The following is a 22,896-nucleotide window of genomic DNA, read 5'->3' on the forward strand; positions in this document are numbered from 1 at the left end:
CCGGGCCACCTCACAGGGTTACTGTCTGCCGCGTTTGAAGCGTCCGACGCGTGCACCTCCCGCGCACCCTGCGCACCGCGTCCGGCGCGTCACATGGTCCAGTGGTCCAGTGAAGGGAGTGCGGCTTCCCGTGGGGTCCCACCGCCGTCAGGCACCGTCCGGGTTCGACCGGGGGGCGTACGTCGCCCTCTCCGTGCTGTCCGCCGCCGCTGCCGTCCTCGGCGCCGCCGTACCGGCCGGTGCCGCGCCGACCGACGACACCCGCACCGCCGACACCCGCGCCCGGGTCGACCGCCTCCACACCGAGGCGGAGCAGGCCACCGAGGCGTACAACAAGGCCGACGAGCGCACCGACGCCCTGCGCGGCGAGGTGCGCCGCGCCCAGGACCGGATCGCCCGCGGACAGCAGCGGGTCAACGAGATGCGCGACGCGCTCGGCGCGGTGGCCGGGGCCCAGTACCGCTCCGGCGGCCTCGACCCGTCCGTCGCGCTGCTCTTCTCCGACGACCCCGACGACTACCTCGACAAGGCGTCCGCCCTCGACCGGATCGGCGCCCAGCAGGCCGGACAGCTCCACGCCCTCCAGGGCGCCCTGCGCGAACTCGCCCAGGAGCGCGCCGAGACGGCCGGGAAACTCGCCGACCTGGAGGAGAGCCGCCAGGCCGTCGCCGCCCACAAGCGGACCGTCGAGAAGAAGCTCGCCCGGGCCCGCACCCTGCTCAACGCGCTCCCGGACGCCGACCGTGACGCCTACGACCGGGCCTCCCGCACCGGCCGCGCCGACCTCCCCGACGACCCCGCCGGGGCCGCCCCCGTCTCCGGCCGGGCCGGCGCCGCGGTGGCCGCCGCCCGCTCCGCCCTCGGCAAGCCCTACATCTGGGGCGCCAACGGCCCCAGCGGCTTCGACTGCTCCGGGCTGACCCAGTGGTCGTACGCACAGGCCGGTGTCGCCATCCCGCGCACCTCCCAGGGGCAGCGCCACGCCGGACGCCAGGTCCCGCTCTCCCAGGCCCGGCCCGGTGATCTCGTCACCTACCGCGCCGACGCCAGCCATGTCGGCATGTACATGGGAAACGGGCAGGTCATCCATGCCCCCTACCCCGGCGCCCCGGTGCGCTACGACCCGGTCGGGATGATGCCCATCGCCTCCGTCACCCGGGTCTGACCCGGCCGCCCGGCCTTACGATCGTCGGGATGGCTGGTCGAGAGTGGGTACGGATATCAGGGGTGGCGGCGCTGTGCGCGCTCTTCGTCGCCCTCGTCGGCTGCGGCGGACAGCCCGCCACCGACACCGGCCGGGCCGAGGTGCAGCGGCTGCTCGACCGGCGTGCCGACGCCCTGCTGGAGCGGGACCCCGCCGCCTACCGGGCCACCGGCAGCACCGCCGGCTACGACCGGCTGCGCGAGGTGCCGCTGGCCGCCTGGTCCTACCGGGTCACCGACCTGGACCTCACAGGTGACGCCACCGCCACCGCCGCCGCCGAGCTGAGCTACCGCCTCCAGGACCACGACCGGGCCCCCGTCACCACCGGCCGCACCCTCGCCCTGGCCCGGGACGCCGACGGCGGCTGGCAGGTCACCTCGGACCGCCCCGCCCCGCGCTCCGCCCAGCAGCTCTGGGACCAGGGCCGGGTCGTCGCCGCCCGGGGCGACCACAGCCTCGTCCTGGGCGTCGGCCGCACCGAGGAGTCCCTCCGGGACTTCGCCGCCCTCGCCGACCGCGCCGTCCCGGCCGTCTCCGACGCCTGGGGCACCGGCTGGGGACAGCGGGTCCTGGTCCTCGTACCGGACTCGCTGGAGGAGATGGCCGGGCTGCTCGGCTCGCCCGCCTCCTCGTACCGGGGCATCGCCGCCGTCACCACCGGCGAGGTCGGCGGCGCCGCGGACGGGCCCGCCGACCGGATCATCCTCAACCCCGAGGCGTACGGGCTGCTCGGCCCCACCGGGAAACAGGTGGTCCTCACCCACGAGAGCACTCATGTCGCCACCCGCGCCCACACCGGCCCCGCCACCCCCCTGTGGCTCTCCGAGGGCTACGCCGACTGGGCCGGCTACCGGGACACCGGTCGCGCCCCCGCCGAGGCCGCCCCGGAACTGGCCCGCGCGGTGGCGGCCGGTGACGTACCGCAGGAACTCCCGGCCGACGGCGACTTCGGCTTCACCGACGACCCCACCGCCCTCTCCCAGGCGTACGAGTCCGGCTGGATGGCCTGCCGGCTGATCGCCGAGCAGTGGGGCGAGGAACGCCTCGGCGCCTTCTACCGGGCGGTCGGGGCGCACGGACAGCGGGACGGGGCCGTGGAGAGCGCGCTGGAGAAGGTGCTCGGGACGAGTGAGGAGGCGTTCACCCGCGCGTGGCGGGAGTACCTGGGGGAACAGCTCACGGGCTGACCCCCGGGCGGTCAGGAGCCGACCGGCGCGTTCTCCTGGCGGGACTCCCGGAACGGCACCGGGGCCTCACCGGCCGGCGGCACCGTCGTACGCCACAGCACCCGCGCCGCCAGCAGCGTGGCCACCACCAGCAGGCCGTTGCGCAGGAAGAGCAGCGTCACCCCGAGCGGGTCGCTCGCCACCACGTGCGAGAACCACAGCGGGAACTCCAGCACCGTCACCAGACACGCCACCAGCACCAGCAGCACCGGCAGCCGCATCGGACTCGCCCGGTACGCCAGGCACACCGCCGCCACCCCGACCAGCCACACCATGTACTGCGGGCTGATCACCCGGCTCGTGGTGGTGAACATCAGCACCCCCACGAACGCCGCGTCCGCCAGGGTGTGCGGCGCGAACCGCACCGCCAGCAGCCGCCACAGCAGCAGCCAGCCGAACGCCATCCCGGTCAGCGTCAGCGCCGCCACGCTCACCAGCTCCACGTACGGCCCGAGGAACTCCACCGAGCCGTAGTTGAGCAGCACCTGGCCCTCCCAGCCGTGGTGCCGGGCCACATGGAAGACCAGCGAGCCCAGCGACTCCACCTCGGTGCCCCGGTCCCGCTGGAACGTCAGGAACGCGAACGCGCCCGGCATCGCCAGCCAGAACACCGCCGCGAGCCCCACCCCGGTCACGAGCGCCGCGCCCCACGCCCGCCGCCGCACCGCGGCCAGCAGCACCAGCGCCGGCCACACCTTCAGCAGCGCGCCGAACGCCGCCAGCGCCCCCATCACCCGGGGATGCCGGGCCCCCGCGAGCAGCGCGGCCACCGCCACCGCCGTCACCATCACGTCGTAGCGGGCGTACACCGTCGGCCCCAGCAGCGGGACGCCGACCACCCACACCCAGGCGCCGCGCCGGGTCCGGCCCGGCCGCCCGCCCGCGTACAGCAGCAGCGTCAGCACCGCCAGGTCCGCGGCGAAGGCCAGCACGAAGAACGCCTGCGCGTACTCCAGGAACGGCAGCAGCGCGGGGGAGAGGATCGCGAGCGCGGCGGCGGGCGGATACTGCCAGGTCACGTCGTCCAGCGGGAAGGTCCCGGTGCGCAGCACCTCGTACCAGCCCTGATAGATCACCGAGACATCGCTCGTGACGTCCGGGCCGGGGAAGACCCACACCTTCAGCACGAACAGCAGCAGGGCCGACCGGGTGAGGGCCCACACCGCGAGCAGCCACGGCAGAACGCGCCGCGTCTCCGACTTTTTCACTGAAGCCCCTGTTCCCGAGCCCGGCCGTGCCGAGCGGTGAGTCTACGTTGGGTAGGGTCGGCGACGATGCGCAAGACCCTCCTCGTGACGAACGACTTCCCGCCCCGGCCGGGCGGGATCCAGGCGTTCCTCCACAACATGGCCCTGCGGCTCGACCCCGAGCGGATCGTGGTCCACGCCTCCACCTGGAAGCGCGGGCACGAGGGCGCCGAGGCGACCGCCGCCTTCGACGCCGAACAGCCCTTCACCGTCGTACGCGCCCCCACGACGATGCTGCTGCCCACCCCGGCCGCCACGAGGCGGGCCGTCCGGCTGCTGCGTGAACACGACTGCACGGCGGTGTGGTTCGGGGCCGCGGCCCCGCTCGGTCTGATGGCCCCGGCGCTGCGCCGCGCGGGCGCCGAGCGGCTGATCGGCACCACCCACGGCCACGAGGCGGGCTGGGCCCAGCTCCCCGCCGCCCGCCGGCTGCTGCGCCGGATCGGCGAGAGCACCGACACCCTCACCTACCTCGGCGAGTACACCCGCTCGCGGATCGCCGCCGCGCTCACCCCCGAGGCGGCGGCCCGGATGGTCCAGCTGCCGCCGGGTGTCGACGAGCAGACCTTCCACCCCGGCTCGGGCGGCGCCGAGGTGCGGGCCCGGCTCGGGCTCACCGACCGCCCCGTGGTGGTCTGCGTCTCCCGGCTCGTGCCGCGCAAGGGCCAGGACACCCTGATCCTCGCCCTGCCCCGGATACTGGCCCGGCAGCCGGACACCGCCCTGCTCGTCGTGGGCGGCGGCCCCTACGAGAAGGAACTCCACCGCCTCGCCGCCGAGACGGGTGTGTCGCGGTCCGTGGTCTTCACCGGCGCCGTCCCCTGGTCCTCGCTGCCCGCCCACTACGGCGCGGGCGACGTCTTCGCCATGCCCAGCCGCACCCGGCGCGGCGGACTCGACGTCGAGGGACTCGGCATCGTCTACCTGGAGGCGTCGGCGACCGGGCTGCCGGTCGTGGCGGGCGACTCCGGGGGCGCCCCCGACGCGGTCCTCGACGGGGAGACCGGCTGGGTCGTGCGGGGCGGCTCGGTCGAGGAGACGGCGGACCGTGTCGTCGCGCTGCTCGAAGACCCCGCGCTGCGGCGGCGGATGGGGGAGCGGGGCAGACGGTGGGTGGAGGAGAAGTGGCGGTGGGACCTGCTGGCGGGCCGGCTGGAGGAACTGCTGTAGCAGGGGGGAGGGGCGGGGGCGCCGGGGCCGCCTACTTGGCGTAGATCGCCTCGATCTCGCCCGCGAAGTCCTTCGCCACCACATTCCGCTTCAGCTTCAGCGACGGTGTCAGATGCCCGGAGTCCTCGGTGAACTGGGACGGCAGCACCCGGAACTTCCGCACCGACTCGGCCTTCGACACGGCCGCGTTCCCGTCGTCCACGGCCTGCTGGATCGCCGCCAGCAGTTCCGGATCGTCGGCCAGGGACGCCGCGTCGGAACCGGCGGGCTTGCCGTGCTCGGACGCCCACCGCCCCAGGAACTCGTCGTCCAGGGTGATCAGCGCGCCCACGAACGGCCGCCCGTCGCCGACCACCATGCACTCGGCGACCAGCGCGTGCGCCCGGATCCGGTCCTCGATCACGGCGGGGGCGACGTTCTTGCCGCCCGCGGTGACGATGATCTCCTTCTTGCGGCCGGTGATCCGCAGATAGCCGTCCTCGTCCAGGGTCCCGATGTCCCCGGTGCGGAACCAGCCGTCGGCCAGCGCGTCGGCGGTCGCCGACGGGTTGTTCCAGTACTCCTTGAAGACATGCTCACCGTGGAGCAGCACCTCGCCGTCGTCGGCGATCCGGACCACCGAGCCCGGCAGCGGCTGCCCGACCGTGCCGATCTTCTGCCGGTCCCACGGGTTGAAGGTGGTCGCCGCACAGGTCTCGGTCAGCCCGTAGCCCTCCAGGACCGTGAAGCCGATCCCGCGGAAGAAGTGCCCGAGCCGCTCGCCCAGCGGGGCGCCGCCGGAGATGGCGTACTCGCCCCGGCCGCCGAGCACCGCGCGCAGCTTGCCGTAGACCAGCTTGTCGAAGACCTTGTGCTTGATCCTCAGGCCCAGGGTCGGACCCGACGGGGTGTCCAGCGCCTTGCTGTACGCGATCGCCGTGTCCGCGGCCCTGTCGAAGATCCTGCCCTTGCCGTCCGCCTGGGCCTTGGCGCGGGCCGAGTTGTAGACCTTCTCGAAGACGCGCGGCACGCCGAGGATCAGGGTCGGCCGGAAGGAGGCCAGTTCGTCGGTGAGTTGGCTGACGTCCGGGACCAGGCCCAGCTTGATCGGCGCCATCATCGGCGCGACCTGCACCAGCCGGCCGAAGACATGAGCGAGCGGCAGGAACAGCAGCACACTGCACTCACCGGTGCGGAACAACGGGCGCAGCCGCTCCACGGCGTTGCCGCACTCGGCGAAGAAGTTGCGGTGGGTGAGCACACAGCCCTTGGGGCGGCCGGTGGTGCCGGAGGTGTAGACGATGGTCGCCGGGTCGTCGGCCTTGGCCAGCGAACTGCGCTCGTCCACCGTCTCGTCGGACAGGTCCCGCCCCAGCCGGCCCAACTCCTCGACGGCGCCGCCCTCGATCTGCCAGACGTGCTGGAGCGCGGGCAGCCGGTCGCGCACCGAGTCGACGGCGGCCGAGTGCGCGGCGGTCTCCACCAGACAGGCCGTGGCGCCCGAGTCACCGAGGATCCACTGCACCTGCTCCGGCGAACTGGTCTCGTACACCGGCACCGTCACCGCGCCCGCGCTCCAGATCGCGAAGTCCAGCAACGTCCACTCGTAGCGCGTACGGGACATCAGACCGACCCGGTCGCCCGGCTGCACCCCGGCCGCGATCAGGCCCTTGGCGGCGGCGCGGACCTCGGCGAGGAACGCGGTCGCCGTCACGTCCTGCCAGCGGCCGTCGGCCTTGCGGGCGATCACGGCGACGTCGGGATGCTGCGCGGCGTTTCTGCGGACGATGTCGGTCAGATTGCCGTCCGCGGGGACCTCGTACAAAGCCGGAAGGCTGAACTCGCGCAAGACTGCTGCTCCTCATAGGGCGCCGGCGCCACGACGGTGTGTGATGCGACGGTGCGGTCCACGGCTGGGCGACTGGACTGCCCGGACGTTACCCGCCGGTATGGTGTCTTCGACAGGGGGGCCCGGCGAGATGTTCGCCGCGTCACACGGATCGCTGTTCCATTGCTGCTCCTGCGCGCACAGTAGTCCACCCCTTTCCGGACCGGCCAGTGACGGCCTGTCCCGCGGTCACTGTTCACCTGTGCCGCGCCCGCCTACGCTTGATCTTCATGGCCCCCTCACCCGACGAGAAGCGCCGCACCCGGGTGCACGTGGTCAGCGACGTGCACGGCAACGCCCGGGACCTGGCCGCCGCCGGGAACGGTGCGGACGCCCTGATCTGCCTCGGTGACCTGGTCCTCTTCCTCGACTACGCCGACCACTCACGCGGCATCTTCCCCGATCTGTTCGGGGCGCGGAACGCCCGCCGGCTGGTCGAACTGCGCACCGCGCGGCGGTTCGCGGAGGCCCGCGAGTTCGGCGCCCGGCTCTGGTCCGGGATCGGCGCGGACCGCGCGGAGGTGATCGAACGGGCCGTGCGGCGGCAGTACGCCGAACTGTTCGCCGCGTTCCCGACCCCGACGTACGCCACCTACGGCAATGTCGACATGCCGCCGCTGTGGCGCGAGTACGCCGGACCCGGCACCACCGTGCTCGACGGCGAGCGGACCGAGATCGGCGGCTGGACCTTCGGCTTCGTCGGCGGCGGACTGCGCACCCCGATGCGCACCCCCTACGAGATCGACGACGACGAGTACGCCGCGAAGATCGAGGCGGTCGGCGAGGTGGACGTGCTGTGCACCCACATCCCGCCGGAGGTGCCCGAGCTGGTCTACGACACCGTCGCCCGCCGCTTCGAACGGGGCAGCGCGGCCCTCCTCGACGCCATCCGCCGCACCCGGCCGCGCTACGCCCTGTTCGGGCATGTGCACCAGCCGCTGGTCCCCCGTATGCGGATCGGGGCGACGGAGTGCGTGAACGTCGGTCACTTCGCGGAGTCGGGCCGGCCGTGGGCGCTGGAGTGGTGACGGCGGTGACAGGGGTGACAAGGGGGTCCCCGCCGCGCGATAGCCTTCACGGCATCCCGCGCGCCCTCGTGTGCGCGCCCTGACCTGCTTACCCGGCCGCATCGAAGGAGCCACGGCGATGGCGGAACACACCAGTTCGAGCATCACGATCGAGGCGGCACCGGCCGAGGTCATGCGGGTGATCGCGGACTTCGCCCGCTACCCGGACTGGACGGGCGAGGTGAAGCAGGCGGAGGTGCTGGAGACCGACGCGGACGGCCGCGCCGAGCAGGTGCGGCTGGTCATGGACGCGGGCGCGATCAAGGACGACCAGACACTGGCGTACACCTGGGCCGGCGACGACGAGGTGTCCTGGACGCTGGTCAAGTCCCAGATGCTGCGCTCCCTGGACGGCTCCTACCTGCTCAAGCCCGCCGGAACGGCCACCGAGGTCACCTACCGGCTCACGGTGGACGTGAAGATCCCGATGCTCGGGATGATCAAGCGCAAGGCGGAGAAGGTCATCATCGACCGCGCCCTGGCCGGGCTGAAGAAGCGCGTGGAGTCCGGGGCGCCGTAGACGGCGACCGAGGGCCCGGCGGGCGCCGGGTACGGTTCCGTCCCATGCGCACGATCCTGCTCACCGGCCCTGGCGGCAGCGGCCGTACCACCGTCGCCGCCGTCACCGCGCTCGCCGCCGCCCGGGACGGCGCCCGGACCCTGCTGCTCGGCACCGACCGGGACGACAGCCTGGGCAGCGTGCTCGGGACGCCCACCGGGGCGGAACCCGTCCGGGCGGCGCCCCGCCTCACCGTCCAGCGGCCCGACGCCACCGCCCGCTTCCGCGACGACCTCGCCGCCTTCCAGGAACGAGCCGCCTCCGCCCTCGACCTGCTCGGCGCGAGCCGGCTCGACCCCGAGGAGCTGACCCCGCTCCCCGGCGCCGAGGAACTCGCCGTGCTGCGCGCCCTGCGGGACGCCGCACTCGCCGAGGACGCCTACGACCTGGTCGTCGTCGACCTGCCGCCCGTCGAGCGGGCCCTCGCCCTGCTCTCCCTCCCCGCCGAGCTGCGCCGCTATCTGCGCCGGCTGCTCCCGCCCGAGCGGCAGGCGGCCCGCGCCCTGCGCCCCGTCCTCGGCAAGCTCGCCGGAGTCCCCCTCCCCGCCGACCGGCTGTACGACACCGCCGCCCGCTGGGACGTCGACCTGGCCGCCGTCGAAGCCGTCCTGGCCGACCCGGACACCACCGTCCAGCTCGTCGCTGAACCCTCACCGGCCGGCGCCGACGCCCTGCGCACCGCCGCCCTCGGCCTCGCCCTGCACGCCCTGACGCCCGAGGCCCTCCTCGCCAACCGGGTCCTTCCCGAGACCGGCCCCGACCCCTGGCTCGCCGGCCTCGTCGCCCAGCAGCGCAAGATCCTCGGCGAGTGGGAGGGGACCCCCACCCCCGTCCACCGGCTGCCCCACCTGGGCCGGGACCCCCGCGGCGCCGACGACCTCGCCGCCCTGACCTTGCCCGCACCCCCCGCCCGCACCCCCCGGGTCCCCTGGCCCGTCACCCGCCACCCCGACGACCCCGGCGTCCTCCTGTGGACCGTCCCGCTGCCCGGCGCCACCCGCGACGACCTCGACCTGATCCGGCGCGGCGACGAACTCGTCCTCGGCGCCGGACGCTTCCGCAGGATCGTTCCCCTGCCCTCCGCGCTGCGCCGCTGCACCGTCGCGGGCGCGGGCCTGCGCGACGGCGAGCTGACCATCCGGTTCACGCCGGACCCCGGACTCTGGCCCGCCGGACGATGAAACCGGCGCGTCCGTTCGGGTAACGTCGGAAAGACGAAACGGACTCAGGAGACCGCCATGAGCGAAGAGCGCCCACCGTCCGACGCCGCTCCCGGACCGGCGGCCGACGAGGTCTCACCGGCCACCGACGCGGACGCCTGGGCGACCGCGTGCGCCGAGGACCTGGCCGAGGAGAAGGCCCGCCGCCGCGCCGAGCACGGCGCCCCCGCCGGCTCCGCCGCCGAGGAACTGCTCCGGCTGGTCGACACCGTCGCGGACAAGCTGTCGGGCCTCGGCGGCCCGCTGCTCGGCCCGGTCGCCGGGACCGCCGCCCAGCAGGTCGTGCGCCAGGTCGTCCAGCAGGCGAAGTCCGCCGTCGAACCGGTCATCGAACGCAACCCGCAGGTCTTCGACCACCTGGCCGGCGCCGGCCAGGAACTCCTCGCCGCCTACCGCTCCGCGGTCCAGAGCCAGGAGCAGCGCTGGACGGCCCGCGCGAGCGACCTCGACCCCCCGCGCGGGGACACAGGCCGCGCCGGCTCCGACGGCCGGGAGAAGCGGCCCGACCAGGGGGACGACGACGGCCCCGGCGAGCGCATCGACCTGGACTGAGGCCCGTTGGGGCCCACGGCCTCGGGTACGGTTGGCCGTAGCGGGGCTCGACCGGAACTGAGGGATTCATGGGACTCACCATCGGCGTCGACATCGGTGGCACCAAGATCGCGGCAGGTGTGGTGGACGAGGAAGGCACCATCCTCTCCGTCCACACGGTGCCGACCCCGGGCACGCCCGAGGGCATCGTGGACGCCATCGCCTCCGCCGTCGACGGCGCACGCACGGGGCACGAGATCGTCGGCGTGGGCATCGGCGCCGCCGGCTACGTCGACCGCGAGCGCTCCACGGTGTACTTCGCGCCGAACATCGACTGGCGCCAGGAGCCGCTGAAGGAGAAGGTCGAAGCCCGGGTCGGCCTCCCCGTCGTGGTCGAGAACGACGCCAACGCCGCCGCGTGGGGCGAGTACCGCTTCGGCGCGGGCAAGGGCCACCGGAACGTCATCTGCATCACCCTCGGCACCGGCCTCGGCGGCGGCATCATCATCGGCAACAAGCTGCGCCGCGGGCACTTCGGCGTGGCCGCCGAGTTCGGCCACATCCGGATGGTCCCGGACGGCCTGCTCTGCGGCTGCGGCTCCCAGGGCTGCTGGGAGCAGTACGCCTCCGGCCGCGCCCTGGTCCGCTACGCCAAGCAGCGCGCCAAGGCCACCCCCGAGAGCGCCGAGGTGCTGCTCGGCCTCGGTGACGGCACCCCCGAGGGCATCGAGGGCAAGCACATCTCCATGGCCGCCCGCCAGGGCGACCCGGTCGCCGTCGACTCCTACCGCGAGCTGGCCCGCTGGGCGGGCGCCGGCCTCGCCGACCTGGCCTCCCTCTTCGACCCCTCCGCCTTCATCGTCGGCGGCGGCCTCTCCGACGAGGGCGAGCTGGTCCTCGACCCGATCCGCAAGTCCTACAAGCGCTGGCTCGTGGGCGGCAACTGGCGCCCGGTGGCCCAGGTCATCGCCGCCCAACTGGGCAACAAGGCGGGCCTCGTGGGCGCCGCGGACCTGGCCCGCCAGCCGGACCCGACGATGTAACGGACCGGGGGGCGACGCCGCTCACGGGGCGCGGGGCGGGGCCGTTCGCGGCTCCGCCACGGGGGCGCGACCGACCGGGCACCACGGGCCGGCAGGCGCCAAGAACCCGCCGCCCATTACATTGGCCCGCATGGCGACCTCCCTCCCCTCTTCCGTGACGGAGTCGGACGTCATCCGCGTCCTGAGCTACAACGTCCGCTCCCTGCGCGACGACCACGCCGCCCTCGCCCGGGTCATCACCGCCTGCGCCCCCGACCTGGTCCTCGTCCAGGAGGCCCCCCGCTTCTTCCGCTGGCGCAAGAAGCTCTCCCGGCTGGCCGCCGCGACGGACCTGGTGATCCTCTCCGGCGGCGCCCCCGCCTCGGGACCGGCGCTGCTGTGCACCCTGCGCGCCACCGTGGAACGCACCGAGGACGTCCTGCTCCCGCTCACCCCCGGCCTGCACCGCCGGGGCTTCGCGACGGCCACCGTCCGGTTCGGCGGCGCCCGCCTGGGCGTCCTCAGCTGCCATCTCAGCCTGGACAAGAAGGAGCGCTACGCCCAGAGCGGCCTGCTCCTGGACCGGGTCGCGGACATGGGCGTGGAGCACGCGGTGGCGGGCGGCGACCTCAACGAACGCCCCGACGGTCCCGCCTTCCGCCGGATCGCCGCCGCGCTCCAGGACTGCCGGGCGGTCGCCCCCTGGGGCGGCGAGTCCACCTGGGTCCGCACGCAGCCGCACAGCCGGATCGACGCCGTCTTCGCCACGAAGGGCGTCGAGGTGCTCGGCTGCGGAGTCCCGCTGGGGCTGCCCGGGGTCACCGAGACGGATCTGAGGGCGGCCACGGACCACCTCCCGGTCCTGGCCGCCCTCAGAATCCCGGCGTCGTAGAGAACGGCCCGTCCCGGCAGGGTCCCGGCAGGGGATCAGACCACGGCCCCGCGCCCCGGGTCCTCACCGTCCTCGTCGTCCGTCCGCATCCGCGCCACCAGCGTCGCGAACCCGCCCACGAAGCCGCCGATGCCCAGCGTCGCCAGCCACCACGTCATGTCCCAGTCGAGCAGCACGGCCAGCAGAAGCAGCACCGGACCGCCGACCACCGCGAGCCAGGCGAACTTGGAGGTGACGTCGGCATCCGGCAGCGGCGGAGGCTCCGGCGGCACGAAGTGCCCCTCGTCGTCCGCGTCGAAGTCGTCCTCGGACGGCTCCGGCACCGTGTAGTCACGCGGGCCCGCGCCACCCACGCCCGGCGCGAACGCCACCGAGCTGCCGAGCGGTCGGGGCGTCTCGGGCCGCGGCTCCCCGGCGTCGGCGTCGCCCTTGCCCGTGCCCTCACCCTCGTCGGCGACCTGGGTGCCGGTGCCGCCGCCGGCGTTCTCGCGGTTCTTCCCGGCCCCGGCCCCGGCCCCGTCGCCGTCCTTGCTGTCGTTGGTCTCGCTCTCCAGCAGCGCCAGATCCTCGACGGACTTGAACGGCTTGGCGCCGGGCGGGTCCGGCGGTTCGTCCCCGTACCCGGCGACGATCGCGGCCCAGACGGCGTCCTCGTCGAAGGACACGTTCTGCTCGTCCGGCTCGGGCCGCTCCCGGTCGTCCCGCTTGTCGCGGTCCTCACGGTCCTCGCGGTCGGAGTCGTGCTCAGCCACCTGAGGCCGTCCCTTCCTTCCCGACTTCCTTGCCCACACTGGGCGCGAGCCGGCCGACGAAGGCGAGGCTCTCCTCGAAGATCCGGTCCGCGTCATGGTCCAACGTCGCGACGTGGTAACTCTGTTCCAGCAGGACCTCGCGGACGTCCGTGGAGGAGACCCGGCCGAGGATCCGCGCCGAGTCGACGGGCGGCACCACATGGTCCTGCGGACTGTGCAGCAGCAGCAACGGCTGGGTGACCTGCGGAAGTTCACCGTCGACCAGCCGGAACAGACGGCGCAGGGAGTGCGCCGCGTGCAGCGGCACCCGGTCGTACCCCAGCTCCGACGCCCCCGGCTTGGCGATGTCGCTGGCGATGCCCTTCGTCGTACGGACCAGATGACGGGCCGCTGGCAGGGCGTACGCCGACAGACCGTGGACCTTGTTCGCCGGGTTGACGACCACGACGCCCGAGACCGCGTCGCCGTGCTTCGCGGCCAGCCGCAGGGCAAGGGCGCCGCCCATGGACAGTCCGCACACGAACACCCGCGCGCACCGCTCGCTCAGCGCGCGCAGCGCGCGGTCCACCTCCGCGTACCAGTCCTGCCAGCCGGTGAGCTGCAGATCCTCCCAGCGGGTGCCGTGGCCCGGCAGCAGGGGCAGCGAGACCGTCAGGCCCCGCTCGGCCAGATACTCCGCCCAGGGGCGCAGCGACTGGGGGGAACCGGTGAATCCGTGGCAGAGCAGCACACCGACCTCGCCGCCGTCATGGCGGTACGGCTCGGCTCCGGGGAGGACCGGCACCTCGGTCTCCTGTTCATGAGAAGGGGGAAGAGCGCGTTCGGTGAGAAGCGCGCGTACGACTCGGGTGTGGTTCACCGTACGCGACCGCACTGACACCGACCAGGGTCGTCGGGCCCATTGCGGGGCCTCCGGGATAGGGTCTGACCTACAGACACAGGAGGCACTCGGTTGTTGTACGGCGCGATGAAGGTTTCCGTCGGGGGCTCGCTGAAGCTCGTCTTCCGGCCCTGGGTGGAGGGCCTGGAGAACGTCCCCGCCGAGGGCCCGGCGATCCTCGCGAGCAACCATCTGTCGTTCTCCGACTCGTTCTTCCTGCCCGCGGTGCTCGACCGCAAGGTCACCTTCATCGCGAAGGCCGAGTACTTCACCACCCCGGGGGTCAAGGGCAGGCTGACGGCCGCCTTCTTCAAGGGCGTCGGTCAGCTCCCGGTCGACCGCTCCGGGGCGCGCGGCGCGGGCGAGGCCGCGATCAAGAGCGGGATCGAGGTGCTGGAGCGCGGTGAGCTGTTCGGCATCTACCCCGAGGGCACCCGCTCGCCCGACGGCCGGCTCTACCGCGGCAAGCCCGGCGGCCTCGCGCGCGTGGCGCTCGCCACCGGCGCCCCCGTCCTGCCCGTCGCGATGATCGACACGGAGAAGATCCAGCCGCCCGGCAAGGTCATGCCGAAGGTCATGCGCCCCGGCATCCGTATCGGCGCACCGCTGGACTTCAGCCGCTACCAGGGCATGGAGCACGACCGCTTCGTGCTGCGCGCGGTGACCGACGAGGTCATGTACGAGATCATGAAGCTCTCGGGCCAGGAGTACGTCGACATCTACGCGACCGCCGCCAAGCGACAGCTCGCGGAGGCGGCCAAGGCCGAGAAAGAGGCCGCGAAGGAGGCCGCGAAGGAAGCGGCCAAGGCCGAGAAGGCCGAGCAGGCCGAGAAGCCGGAGAACACGGAGAACACGGAGAACACGGAGAACACGGACGAGCCCGACCGGGCCGGCGAAGCGCGGCCGGAGCACTCGGACCGGAGCCACAGACAGCACGCCGAGTAGGCACGTACGAGGCCGTACGAGGCCCGGGGGCGGGGGGAAGAGGGATGGCCAAGCGCGAGCGGGTCATGCGGATGTCGGTCGAGCAGCCGCTGTGGCGTGCGCTGGCCGCCTACCGCGTCCTCACCCTGCTCTACGCCGTCGGACTGTTCGTCAGCGCCTACGACCAGTTCGAACGCCCCTGGGTCGCCATCGGCTACTACGCCGTGCTCGCCGTGTGGACCTTCGCGACCCTGCCGCGCGTCGCGAGCGCGGCCAGGTGCACCAAACGCTTCCTCGCCGCCGATGTGGCGGTGGCCGTCGCGGGCATCCTGCTGACCCGGGTTGCCGACTCGGCGGCGCGGGTCGACGGCGGCGGCCCCACCCTGCCGTCGATATGGACCGCCGGGGTCGCACTCGCCTTCGCCATCAAGGGCGGCTGGCGCTGGGCGGCCGTCGCCTCCACCACCATCGCCGTCGCCAACCTCGTCCACCGGGGCACCCCCGCCCGGGACACCGTCCACAACGTGATGCTGGTCTGGGTCGCCTCCATCGCCATCGGCTACGTCGTGGAGGTCGCCCGCGCCTCCGAGCGCACCCTCGCCCGCGCCCTGGAGATCGAGGCGGCCACCCGTGAGCGCGAGCGCCTCGCCCGGGACATCCACGACGGGGTGCTCCAGGTGCTCGCGATGGTGCAGCGGCGCGGCGCGGTCATCGGCGGCGAGGCGGCCGAGCTGGGCCGGCTCGCGGGCGAGCAGGAGGTGGCGCTGCGCACCCTGGTCTCCCGTGGCCTGGTACCGGTCTCCCGGGTGTCGGAGGACACCGCCGAGGGAGCCGTCGTACGGGCCGTGGAGGAGCCGGAGGAACCGGACGACGGTTCCGGTCCGGTCGATCTGCGCGCCCTGCTCGCCCCGTACGCCGCCGCCCGGGTGAGCCTCGCCGAGCCCGGCGCCCCGGTGCTGCTGGCGCCGGTCGCGGCGCGGGAGCTGGCGGCGGCCGTGGGCGCGGCCCTGGACAATGTGCGCCGGCACGCGGGGTCGGGGGCGCGGGCCTGGATCCTGGTCGAGGACGAGCCGGACGAGGTGATCGTGTCCGTCCGCGACGACGGGCCCGGCATCCCCGAGGGGCGGCTCGCCCAGGCCGAGGGCGAGGGGCGGCTCGGGGTGGCGCTGTCGATCCGGGGGCGGCTGCGTGACCTCGGCGGCTCGGCGGAGCTGATCTCGACGCCCGGGCAGGGCACCGAGGTCGAACTGAAGGTACCGAAGGACGACACCCAGATGGCACGGGGGGCACGATGAACGCGCGCGAGGGCTCGATCAGGGTGATGGTGGTGGACGATCACCCCATGTGGCGGGAGGCCGTGGCCCGCGATCTCACCGAGGCCGGGTTCGACGTGGTGGCCACCGCGGGCGACGGCGAGCAGGCCGTGCGCCGGGCCGTGGCCACCGGCCCCGACGTCCTGGTGCTGGACCTCAACCTGCCCGCCAAACCGGGTGTCCAGGTGTGCAAGGAGCTGGTCGGGCACAATCCGGCGCTGCGCGTCCTGGTGCTCTCCGCGAGCGGTGAGCACGCCGATGTGCTGGAGGCGGTGAAGTCCGGCGCGACCGGCTATCTGCTGAAGTCGGCGTCCACGGAGGAACTGCTGGACGCGGTACGCCGTACGGCTGTCGGCGACCCGGTGTTCACCCCCGGCCTCGCCGGTCTGGTGCTCGGCGAGTACCGGCGGCTGGCCTCCGAGCCCGCGCCCGGCCCCGGCACCGACTCCGACGAGCCCAAGGCGCCCCGGCTCACCGACCGCGAGACCGAGGTGCTGCGGCTGGTCGCCAAGGGCCTGAGCTACAAGCAGATCGCCGAACGCCTGGTCATCTCCCACCGCACCGTCCAGAACCACGTCCAGAACACCCTCGGCAAACTCCAGCTCCACAACCGGGTGGAACTGGTCCGCTACGCCATAGAGCGCGGCCTGGACGAGGACTGACCCGAGGACTCATCCGAGGACTGACCCCAGGGGGCCCGTCCCCGCGGCCCCCACCCTCACCGCCCCCACCACCCCCACCCTCCCCACCACCCCCACCCTCCCCACCCTCCGTGCGTCCGGCCCGCCCCACCTCCCGCCCCACGCCCCGCAAGCCCCGGAAGCGCCCCTCCGAGCCCTGCCGAAGTGACCTGTATCACCACTAGCGTGATGCCCAGCAGTACACGGCACAGCACACGCACGGCACACGGCAACCGCAGCGAAGGGACATTCCATGCGGGAATCCATGCGCGTCGGCGTACTGACCGGGGGCGGCGACTGCCCGGGGCTCAACGCCGTCATCCGGGCCATCGTCCGCAAGGGCGTGCAGGAGTACGGCTACGAGTTCACCGGTTACAAGGACGGCTGGCGCGGACCGCTGGAGGGCGACGCCATCCGGCTGGACATTCCCACGGTGCGCGGCATCCTGCCGCGCGGCGGCACGATACTCGGCTCCTCGCGCACCAACCCCCTCAAGCAGGAGGGCGGTATAAGCCGGATCAAGGAGACCCTCGCCGAGCAGGAGGTGGACGCGCTCATCGTGATCGGCGGGGAGGACACCCTCGGGGTCGCCGCCCGGCTCACCGACGAACACGGCGTGCCCTGCGTCGGCGTTCCCAAGACCATCGACAACGACCTGTCCGCCACCGACTACACCTTCGGCTTCGACACGGCCGTGAACATCGCCACCGAGGCGATCGACCGACTGCACACCACCGCCGAGTCCCATATGCGGGTCCTGGTCGTGGAGGTGATGGGCCGGCACGCCGGCTGGATCGCCCTCCACTCCGGCCTCGCGGGCGGCGCCAATGTCATCCTCATCCCCGAGCACCGGTTCGACATCGAGCAGGTGTGCGCCTGGGTGACCTCCCGCTTCAGGGCGTCGTACGCCCCGATCGTGGTGGTCGCCGAGGGCGCGAGCCCGCAGGACGGCGACATGGTGCTCAAGGACGAGTCGCTGGACTCCTTCGGCCATGTCCGGCTGTCCGGGGTCGGCGAGTGGCTGGCCAAGGAGATCGAGAAGCGCACCGGCAAGGAGGCCCGCACCACGGTCCTCGGGCATGTCCAGCGCGGCGGCACGCCCAGTGCCTTCGACCGCTGGCTCGCCACCCGCTTCGGACTGCACGCCATCGACGCCGTGCGCGACGGCGACTTCGGCACGATGGTCGCCCTGCGCGGCACGGACATCGTGCGGGTGCCCCTCGCCGACGCCACGGCCCGGCTGAAGACCGTCGACCGGACGCTGTACGACGAGGTCGGAGTGTTCTTCGGCTGACCCCCCGACCGGTCCCCGGCGGGAGACCCGGCACCGCTCGGCCGTGCGCCGTATATTCGGTCATGGCCGAGCGGAACGGGAGAACAGCAGATGGAGATCCTCGCCTTCGGTGTGCAGGCCGACGAGAAGCCGCTCATCGAACGGGCGTTCCGCGAGGCGTTCCAGGGCGAGCACGAGGTGCGCTGTCTGGATGTCTTCCTCAACGCCGACACCGCGCCCATCGCCCACGGGTACGAGGCCATCTCCACCTCCGTCAACGCCGATCTCGGCCCGCGGGTGCTCCAGACCCTCGCGGCCGGCGGCACCCAGCTGGTCGCCCAGCGCTCGACCGGTTTCAACAACATCGACCTGGAGGTCGCCGAGCGGCTCGGCATGACCATCGCCCGGGTGTCGTTCTACTCGCCGTACTCCGTGGCCGAGTTCGCCTGGGCCCTCGCCATGGCCGTCAACCGGCGGATCGTGCGGGCCTCCACCCGCACCCGGGACTTCGACTTCCGTCTCGACGGGCTGATGGGCCGCGACCTGCACGGCCGTACCGCCGGTGTCCTCGGCACCGGGAAGATCGGCGAGTGCTTCGCGCGGATCGCGCACGGCTTCGGCATGCGGCTGCTCGGCTGGGACATCGCGGAGAACCCGGCCTGTCTCGACCTCGGCATGGAGTACGTCCCCAAGGAGCGGCTCCTCGCCGAGTCCGACCTGGTCAGCCTGCATGTCCCGCTGCTGCCCGCGACCCACCGGCTGATCGACGCCGCCGCGCTGAAGACCATGCGCGACGACGCGATCCTGGTGAACTCCAGCCGCGGCGGCCTCATCGACACCGCCGCCCTGGTGACCGAGGTGCGCGCGGGCCGCTTCACCGGGGTCGGCCTCGATGTCTACGAGGCGGAGGCGGGCCTGTTCTTCCTCGACAAGTCCCTCGAACCGCTAACCGACGACACCCTGGCCCGTCTGGTGGGCTTCCCCAACGTGCTGGTCACCTCCCACCAGGCGTACTACACCGAGGACGCCGTCGGTCAGATCGTCGACACCACCGTCGGCAACATCCGCGACTACCTGGCCGGGCGCCGCTCGGCGAACGTGCTGGTGCCGCGGAGCTGACCCACCAGCTCGGCCACCACCCCCGCCCCGTTCAGCGACAGCACCGACTCCGGGTGGAACTGGAGCGCCGCGAAGCCCGGCCCGCGCAGCGCGTGCACCTCCCCGCCCGGCGTCCGGCTCACCTCGATCCCGTGGGCCGCCAGCTCCGCCGCCGCCTCGTCGTCGCAGCGCGCCACGAAGCTGTTGTAGAAGCCGACCGTCTCCTCCCGCCCGAACAGGTCGATCGTGGTCTGCGCCCCCTGGTAGGGCACCTCCTTGCGTACGAGGTCCAGCCCCAGCTCGGCCGCGATCAGCTCGTGCCCGAGGCACAGGCCGAGCACCCCGGCGCGGTGGGTGCGGAGCACCTCGGCGGTCAGCCCGCGCAGGAAGCGCATCTTGGGGTCGGTCCGATCACGCGGGTCGCCGGGCCCCGGGCCGAGCACCACCGGGCCGCCCCCGTGGGCCAGGACCGCCTCCCGCAGACCGGGTTCGTCGTAGCGGCGGACGGTGACCGCCAGCCCCGAGGAGCGCAGGACGTGCGCCAGCATCGCGGTGAAGGTGTCCTCCCCGTCGACCACCAGGGCGTGCCCCGACAGGGCGTCGCCGCGCTCCTGCATCCGCAGCCAGAACGGCGCCAGGGACGCCCGCCGCCCGTCCAGCGCCGCCCGCACCCGGGGGTCGTCGGCCAGCTCGGGCCGCGCGGTCCGCGGCGCCGGCCGGGACGGACGTACCCCCAGGGCCGCCAGCACCCCGGCCGCCTTCGCGTGGGTCTCGGCGACCTCGCCCGCCGCGTCCGAGCCGCGTACCAGGGTGGCGCCGACCGGCACCCGCAGCCGTCCGGCCGCGTCGATGTCGGCGGTGCGGATCAGGATGGGGGAGTCCAGGGTCTGGGCGCCGCCCGAGTCCCGGCCGAGCAGGGCGAGGGCGCCCGCGTAGTAGCCGCGTCCGCCGCTCTCGTACCGCTCGATGACCCGGCAGGCGTTCTGCACGGGGGAGCCGGTGACGGTCGCCGCGAACATCGTCTCCCGCAGCACCTCCCGCACATCCAGCGAGGACTTCCCGCGCAACTCGTACTCGGTGTGCGCGAGATGGGCCATCTCCTTGAGCCGGGGCCCGACGACCACCCCGCCCCGGTCGCCGACCGTGCACATCATCTTCAGTTCCTCGTCCACCACCATCGACAGCTCCTCGATCTCCTTGCCGTCGGCGAGGAAGCCGAGCAGATGCTCCGGGGTGGGCCCCTCGGCGGGGTAGCGGTACGTCCCGCTGATCGGGTTCATCACCACCGTCCCGCCCGACATCCGGACATGCACCTCGGGGCTGGCCCCCACCAGCGTCCGCTCCCCGGTGTGCACGACGAACGTCCAGTACGCGCCCCGCTCACCCGCCAGCAGCCGCCGGAACAGGGCGAGCGCGTCCGCGCGCGAGAACCCCGGGATCTCCCCCTCGTACGTCCGCCGGATCACGAAGTTGGCGCCCTCGCCCCGCCCGATCTCGTCCCGCAGCACCCGCCCGACGATCTCCGCGTACGTGTCGTCCCCGAGGTCGAAGCCGCCGCGCTCGACCCGCACCGGGTGGGCCGGGAGCCGCTCCAGGGCGTCCGCGAGGGGCAGGGTGTGGGTCTCCTCGGGGGTGAGGGCCAGCAGGTGGGTGCCGTCGTCGCGGACGTCGAAGCCGCGTTCACGGATCTGCCGGAAGGGGATCAGCGCCAGCGCGGTGCCGGGCAGCTCGGCCAGCCGCTCGTACGCCGTCACCGGTCCGACCAGCACCTCGACGGTGTCGTGGTCGTGGCCGGGGGTGCGGCGGCGCAGCAGGGCGAAGGGGCGGTCGTCGTGGAGCAGGTCGTGGAGCGACCGGGTCAGGTCCATGGTTCCTCGGTTCCTCGTTCCTCCGCCTCGATCGGCGGGTCCATACGGAGAGGAACGGCCCGGGAACACCGAAGGCCGCCCCTCGGGGCGGCCTTCGCGAGTCTGGGTACGCGCAGTCAGCGGGCCGCCGGAGGAGCGGTCCACCACCAGGTGCGGTACGAGTGCGCGAACATGCCGGGCACCCTACCCCATGTCCGCCGCCGCGCCCGCCGGCCACGCCGGGACCCGGACCGTCCACCGCCCGAACGGCGTGTCTCATTTGCTGGGCACGGGCCGGGCACCCCCGGTGGACACCGTAGGGTTGTGGCGTGACCGTGAACGCTAAGACCAGCGCGAGCGCTGGCAACACCTGGCGAGACCTGCCCGCGGCGCAGCAGCCCGAGTACCCCGACCTTGAGGCTCTGCGCGCAGTCGTTGCGGACCTTGAGACGTATCCGCCGCTCGTCTTCGCGGGCGAGTGCGACCAGCTGCGCGCCCGGATGGCGGCCGTCGCCAAGGGAGAGGCGTTCCTCCTCCAGGGCGGCGACTGCGCCGAGGCGTTCGACGCGGTGTCCGCGGACCATATCCGCAGCAAGCTGAAGACCCTGCTCCAGATGGGCGCCGTGCTGACGTACGCCGCCTCCGTGCCGGTCGTGAAGGTGGGCCGGATCGCCGGCCAGTACTCCAAGCCGCGCTCCAAGCCCACCGAGACCCGCGACGGGGTGACGCTGCCGACCTACCGGGGCGACTCGGTCAACGGCTTCGACTTCACCGAGGCGGCCCGGATCCCGGACCCCGAGCGGCTGAAGCGGATGTACCATGCCTCGGCCTCCACGCTGAACCTGGTGCGCGCCTTCACCACCGGCGGCTACGCGGACCTGCGCCAGGTGCACGCCTGGAACCAGGACTTCGTCCGCTCCTCGCCCTCCGGCCAGCGCTACGAGCAGCTCGCGCGGGAGATCGACAACGCGCTGAACTTCATGCACGCGTGCGGGACGGACCCCGAGGAGTTCAAGACGGTCGAGTTCTTCGCCTCCCACGAGGCGCTGCTCATGGACTACGAGACGGCGCTGACCCGCGTCGACTCCCGCACCGGGCAGCTCTACGACGTCTCCGCGCACATGGTGTGGATCGGTGAGCGCACCCGCCAGCTCGACCACGCCCACATCGAGTTCGCCTCCCGGATCCGCAACCCCATCGGGATCAAGCTCGGACCGACCACGACGGCCGAGGACGCGCTCCAGTACATCGAGCGGCTGGACCCGGACCGCGAGCCGGGCCGGCTGACCTTCATCGTCCGGATGGGCGCGGACAAGGTCCGTGACCGGCTCCCGGACCTGGTGGAGAAGGTCACGGCGTCGGGCGCCACGGTCGCCTGGGTGACCGACCCGATGCACGGCAACACCTTCGAGGCGGCCTCCGGTCACAAGACCCGCCGCTTCGACGACGTGCTGGACGAGGTCAAGGGCTTCTTCGAGGTCCACAAGGGGCTGGGCACCCACCCGGGCGGCATCCATGTGGAGCTGACCGGTGACGACGTCACCGAGTGCGTGGGCGGCGGCGACGAGATCTTCGTGGACGATCTCCACCAGCGCTACGAGACCGCCTGCGACCCCCGGCTCAACCGCAGCCAGTCCCTCGACCTGGCCTTCCTCGTCGCGGAGATGTACCGCGACCAGTGACGATCACGCCGGGTGACCTACGGCGGGGTGGGGCGGGGATCACATACGATCCCCGCCCCACCCCACTTTTGCGACTGCGACGGGCCGGGTAAGGTTAGGTTTGCCTCACCGATCATCGGGACGGCATGACCTTGATCGAACCCGGCTTGTCGCATCGGCTTGTCGATCCCGACGGGAGGTGGACCAGGTGTACGTGTGCAGTTGCTTCGGCATCACCGAGCAGCAGGTGAAGCAGCATGCGTCGGACGGCGCCTGTACGCCCCGCCAGATCGCCTCCGCCTGCAAGGCCGGTACCGACTGCGGCTCCTGCGTACGCCGGATCCAGGCCCTCCTCGGCCGGGGCGCGTGCCCCCGCCGGGAGCTGGCCGACCAGGGCAGGCCGGTCCTCTCCGAGGTGCTGCGGCGCGAGGGCGCCGGGCTGGACGAGGCGGCCTGACCTGCC

Annotated in this window: 21 protein-coding genes; 16 read left to right on the forward strand and 5 right to left on the reverse strand. The window is 73.1% G+C overall.

Annotated elements, in window-relative coordinates; all coding sequences use genetic code 11:
* The first annotated feature begins 130 nt into the window (after positions 1-130).
* Both ACIQNG_RS30315 and ACIQNG_RS30320 read left to right on the forward strand, forming a co-directional pair.
* The gene (locus ACIQNG_RS30315; protein ID WP_401489414.1) at positions 131-1,165 is read left to right on the forward strand and encodes an NlpC/P60 family protein; all 1,035 of its coding nucleotides are present in this window, start codon (positions 131-133) and stop codon (positions 1,163-1,165) included.
* 29 nt (positions 1,166-1,194) lie between these two features.
* Positions 1,195-2,391, forward strand: a complete 1,197-nt coding sequence (locus ACIQNG_RS30320) for a hypothetical protein (RefSeq protein ID WP_401489416.1) — start codon at positions 1,195-1,197, stop codon at positions 2,389-2,391.
* Positions 2,392-2,402: 11 nt separating this feature from the next.
* On the opposite strand, the gene ACIQNG_RS30325 is transcribed toward ACIQNG_RS30320, so the two are convergent.
* Positions 2,403-3,638, reverse strand: a complete 1,236-nt coding sequence (locus tag ACIQNG_RS30325) for a glycosyltransferase 87 family protein (RefSeq protein WP_401489418.1) — start codon at positions 3,636-3,638, stop codon at positions 2,403-2,405.
* A gap of 66 nt (positions 3,639-3,704) precedes the next feature.
* Between ACIQNG_RS30325 and ACIQNG_RS30330 the strand changes: the two genes are divergently transcribed.
* Positions 3,705-4,847 carry a glycosyltransferase family 4 protein gene (locus tag ACIQNG_RS30330; protein WP_401489419.1) on the forward strand — a complete coding sequence of 381 codons (1,143 nt, stop codon included), beginning with the start codon at positions 3,705-3,707 and terminating at the stop codon, positions 4,845-4,847.
* A 31-nt stretch (positions 4,848-4,878) separates the two neighbouring features.
* On the opposite strand, the gene ACIQNG_RS30335 is transcribed toward ACIQNG_RS30330, so the two are convergent.
* Positions 4,879-6,675 (reverse strand): AMP-dependent synthetase/ligase, encoded by a 1,797-nt coding sequence (locus ACIQNG_RS30335; RefSeq protein WP_401426980.1) that lies wholly within the window; start codon positions 6,673-6,675, stop codon positions 4,879-4,881.
* A gap of 269 nt (positions 6,676-6,944) precedes the next feature.
* On the opposite strand from ACIQNG_RS30335, the gene ACIQNG_RS30340 reads away from it, so the two are divergent.
* From ACIQNG_RS30340 to ACIQNG_RS30365, 6 genes are all read left to right on the forward strand, one after another.
* On the forward strand, positions 6,945-7,742 hold the full coding sequence (locus ACIQNG_RS30340) for a metallophosphoesterase (protein ID WP_401426982.1): 798 nt from the start codon (positions 6,945-6,947) through the stop codon (positions 7,740-7,742).
* A gap of 118 nt (positions 7,743-7,860) precedes the next feature.
* The gene (locus ACIQNG_RS30345; protein ID WP_401426984.1) at positions 7,861-8,301 is read left to right on the forward strand and encodes an SRPBCC family protein; all 441 of its coding nucleotides are present in this window, start codon (positions 7,861-7,863) and stop codon (positions 8,299-8,301) included.
* Between the two features lie 44 nt (positions 8,302-8,345).
* The gene (locus tag ACIQNG_RS30350) at positions 8,346-9,521 is read left to right on the forward strand and encodes an ArsA family ATPase (protein ID WP_401489421.1); all 1,176 of its coding nucleotides are present in this window, start codon (positions 8,346-8,348) and stop codon (positions 9,519-9,521) included.
* A gap of 57 nt (positions 9,522-9,578) precedes the next feature.
* Positions 9,579-10,112, forward strand: coding sequence for a DUF5304 domain-containing protein (locus ACIQNG_RS30355; RefSeq protein WP_401489423.1), 534 nt, complete (start codon positions 9,579-9,581; stop codon positions 10,110-10,112).
* A 68-nt stretch (positions 10,113-10,180) separates the two neighbouring features.
* Positions 10,181-11,134: an ROK family glucokinase gene (locus ACIQNG_RS30360; RefSeq protein ID WP_401426991.1), complete on the forward strand. Its 954-nt coding sequence runs from the start codon at positions 10,181-10,183 to the stop codon at positions 11,132-11,134.
* Between the two features lie 130 nt (positions 11,135-11,264).
* The gene (locus ACIQNG_RS30365; protein ID WP_401489426.1) at positions 11,265-12,005 is read left to right on the forward strand and encodes an endonuclease/exonuclease/phosphatase family protein; all 741 of its coding nucleotides are present in this window, start codon (positions 11,265-11,267) and stop codon (positions 12,003-12,005) included.
* 35 nt (positions 12,006-12,040) lie between these two features.
* Here the strand turns inward: ACIQNG_RS30365 and ACIQNG_RS30370 are convergent, their stop codons facing one another.
* Complete coding sequence (locus ACIQNG_RS30370) at positions 12,041-12,757, reverse strand: hypothetical protein (RefSeq protein ID WP_401426996.1); 717 nt, start codon at positions 12,755-12,757, stop codon at positions 12,041-12,043.
* The gene (locus ACIQNG_RS30375; protein ID WP_401489428.1) at positions 12,750-13,541 is read right to left on the reverse strand and encodes an alpha/beta hydrolase; all 792 of its coding nucleotides are present in this window, start codon (positions 13,539-13,541) and stop codon (positions 12,750-12,752) included. Before ACIQNG_RS30375 ends, ACIQNG_RS30370 begins: the two co-directional genes overlap by 8 nt.
* 183 nt (positions 13,542-13,724) lie before the next feature.
* Here ACIQNG_RS30375 and ACIQNG_RS30380 point away from each other — a divergent pair, with 183 nt between their 5' ends.
* The 5 genes from ACIQNG_RS30380 (at position 13,725) to ACIQNG_RS30400 (ending at position 18,946) form a co-directional block, all read left to right on the forward strand.
* The gene (locus ACIQNG_RS30380; protein WP_401489429.1) at positions 13,725-14,582 is read left to right on the forward strand and encodes a lysophospholipid acyltransferase family protein; all 858 of its coding nucleotides are present in this window, start codon (positions 13,725-13,727) and stop codon (positions 14,580-14,582) included.
* A 44-nt stretch (positions 14,583-14,626) separates the two neighbouring features.
* On the forward strand, positions 14,627-15,856 hold the full coding sequence (macS, locus tag ACIQNG_RS30385) for a MacS family sensor histidine kinase (protein WP_401489431.1): 1,230 nt from the start codon (positions 14,627-14,629) through the stop codon (positions 15,854-15,856).
* A complete protein-coding gene (locus ACIQNG_RS30390; RefSeq protein WP_401427007.1) occupies positions 15,853-16,536 on the forward strand; it encodes a response regulator in 684 nt (227 codons plus the stop codon). The genes macS and ACIQNG_RS30390 overlap by 4 nt, the downstream gene beginning before the upstream one ends.
* Positions 16,537-16,819: 283 nt before the next feature.
* A complete protein-coding gene (locus tag ACIQNG_RS30395) occupies positions 16,820-17,848 on the forward strand; it encodes a 6-phosphofructokinase (RefSeq protein WP_401427808.1) in 1,029 nt (342 codons plus the stop codon).
* A gap of 90 nt (positions 17,849-17,938) precedes the next feature.
* Positions 17,939-18,946 carry a 2-hydroxyacid dehydrogenase gene (locus ACIQNG_RS30400; protein ID WP_401427010.1) on the forward strand — a complete coding sequence of 336 codons (1,008 nt, stop codon included), beginning with the start codon at positions 17,939-17,941 and terminating at the stop codon, positions 18,944-18,946.
* Here ACIQNG_RS30400 and ACIQNG_RS30405 read toward each other — a convergent pair.
* The gene (locus ACIQNG_RS30405) at positions 18,898-20,793 is read right to left on the reverse strand and encodes an anthranilate synthase family protein (RefSeq protein ID WP_401489434.1); all 1,896 of its coding nucleotides are present in this window, start codon (positions 20,791-20,793) and stop codon (positions 18,898-18,900) included. The two genes, ACIQNG_RS30400 and ACIQNG_RS30405, sit on opposite strands and share 49 nt — an antisense overlap.
* A 308-nt stretch (positions 20,794-21,101) precedes the next feature.
* Between ACIQNG_RS30405 and ACIQNG_RS30410 the strand changes: the two genes are divergently transcribed.
* Together ACIQNG_RS30410 and ACIQNG_RS30415 are read left to right on the forward strand one after the other, a co-directional pair.
* The gene (locus tag ACIQNG_RS30410; protein WP_401427019.1) at positions 21,102-22,454 is read left to right on the forward strand and encodes a class II 3-deoxy-7-phosphoheptulonate synthase; all 1,353 of its coding nucleotides are present in this window, start codon (positions 21,102-21,104) and stop codon (positions 22,452-22,454) included.
* A 187-nt stretch (positions 22,455-22,641) separates the two neighbouring features.
* Entirely contained in the window at positions 22,642-22,890 is a 249-nt protein-coding gene (locus tag ACIQNG_RS30415) for a bacterioferritin-associated ferredoxin (RefSeq protein WP_401427021.1), read from the forward strand.
* Positions 22,891-22,896 lie beyond the last annotated feature (6 nt).

Origin of the sequence: Streptomyces sp. NPDC091377, assembly GCF_044757045.1 — a bacterium.
Taxonomy (GTDB): domain Bacteria; phylum Actinomycetota; class Actinomycetes; order Streptomycetales; family Streptomycetaceae; genus Streptomyces.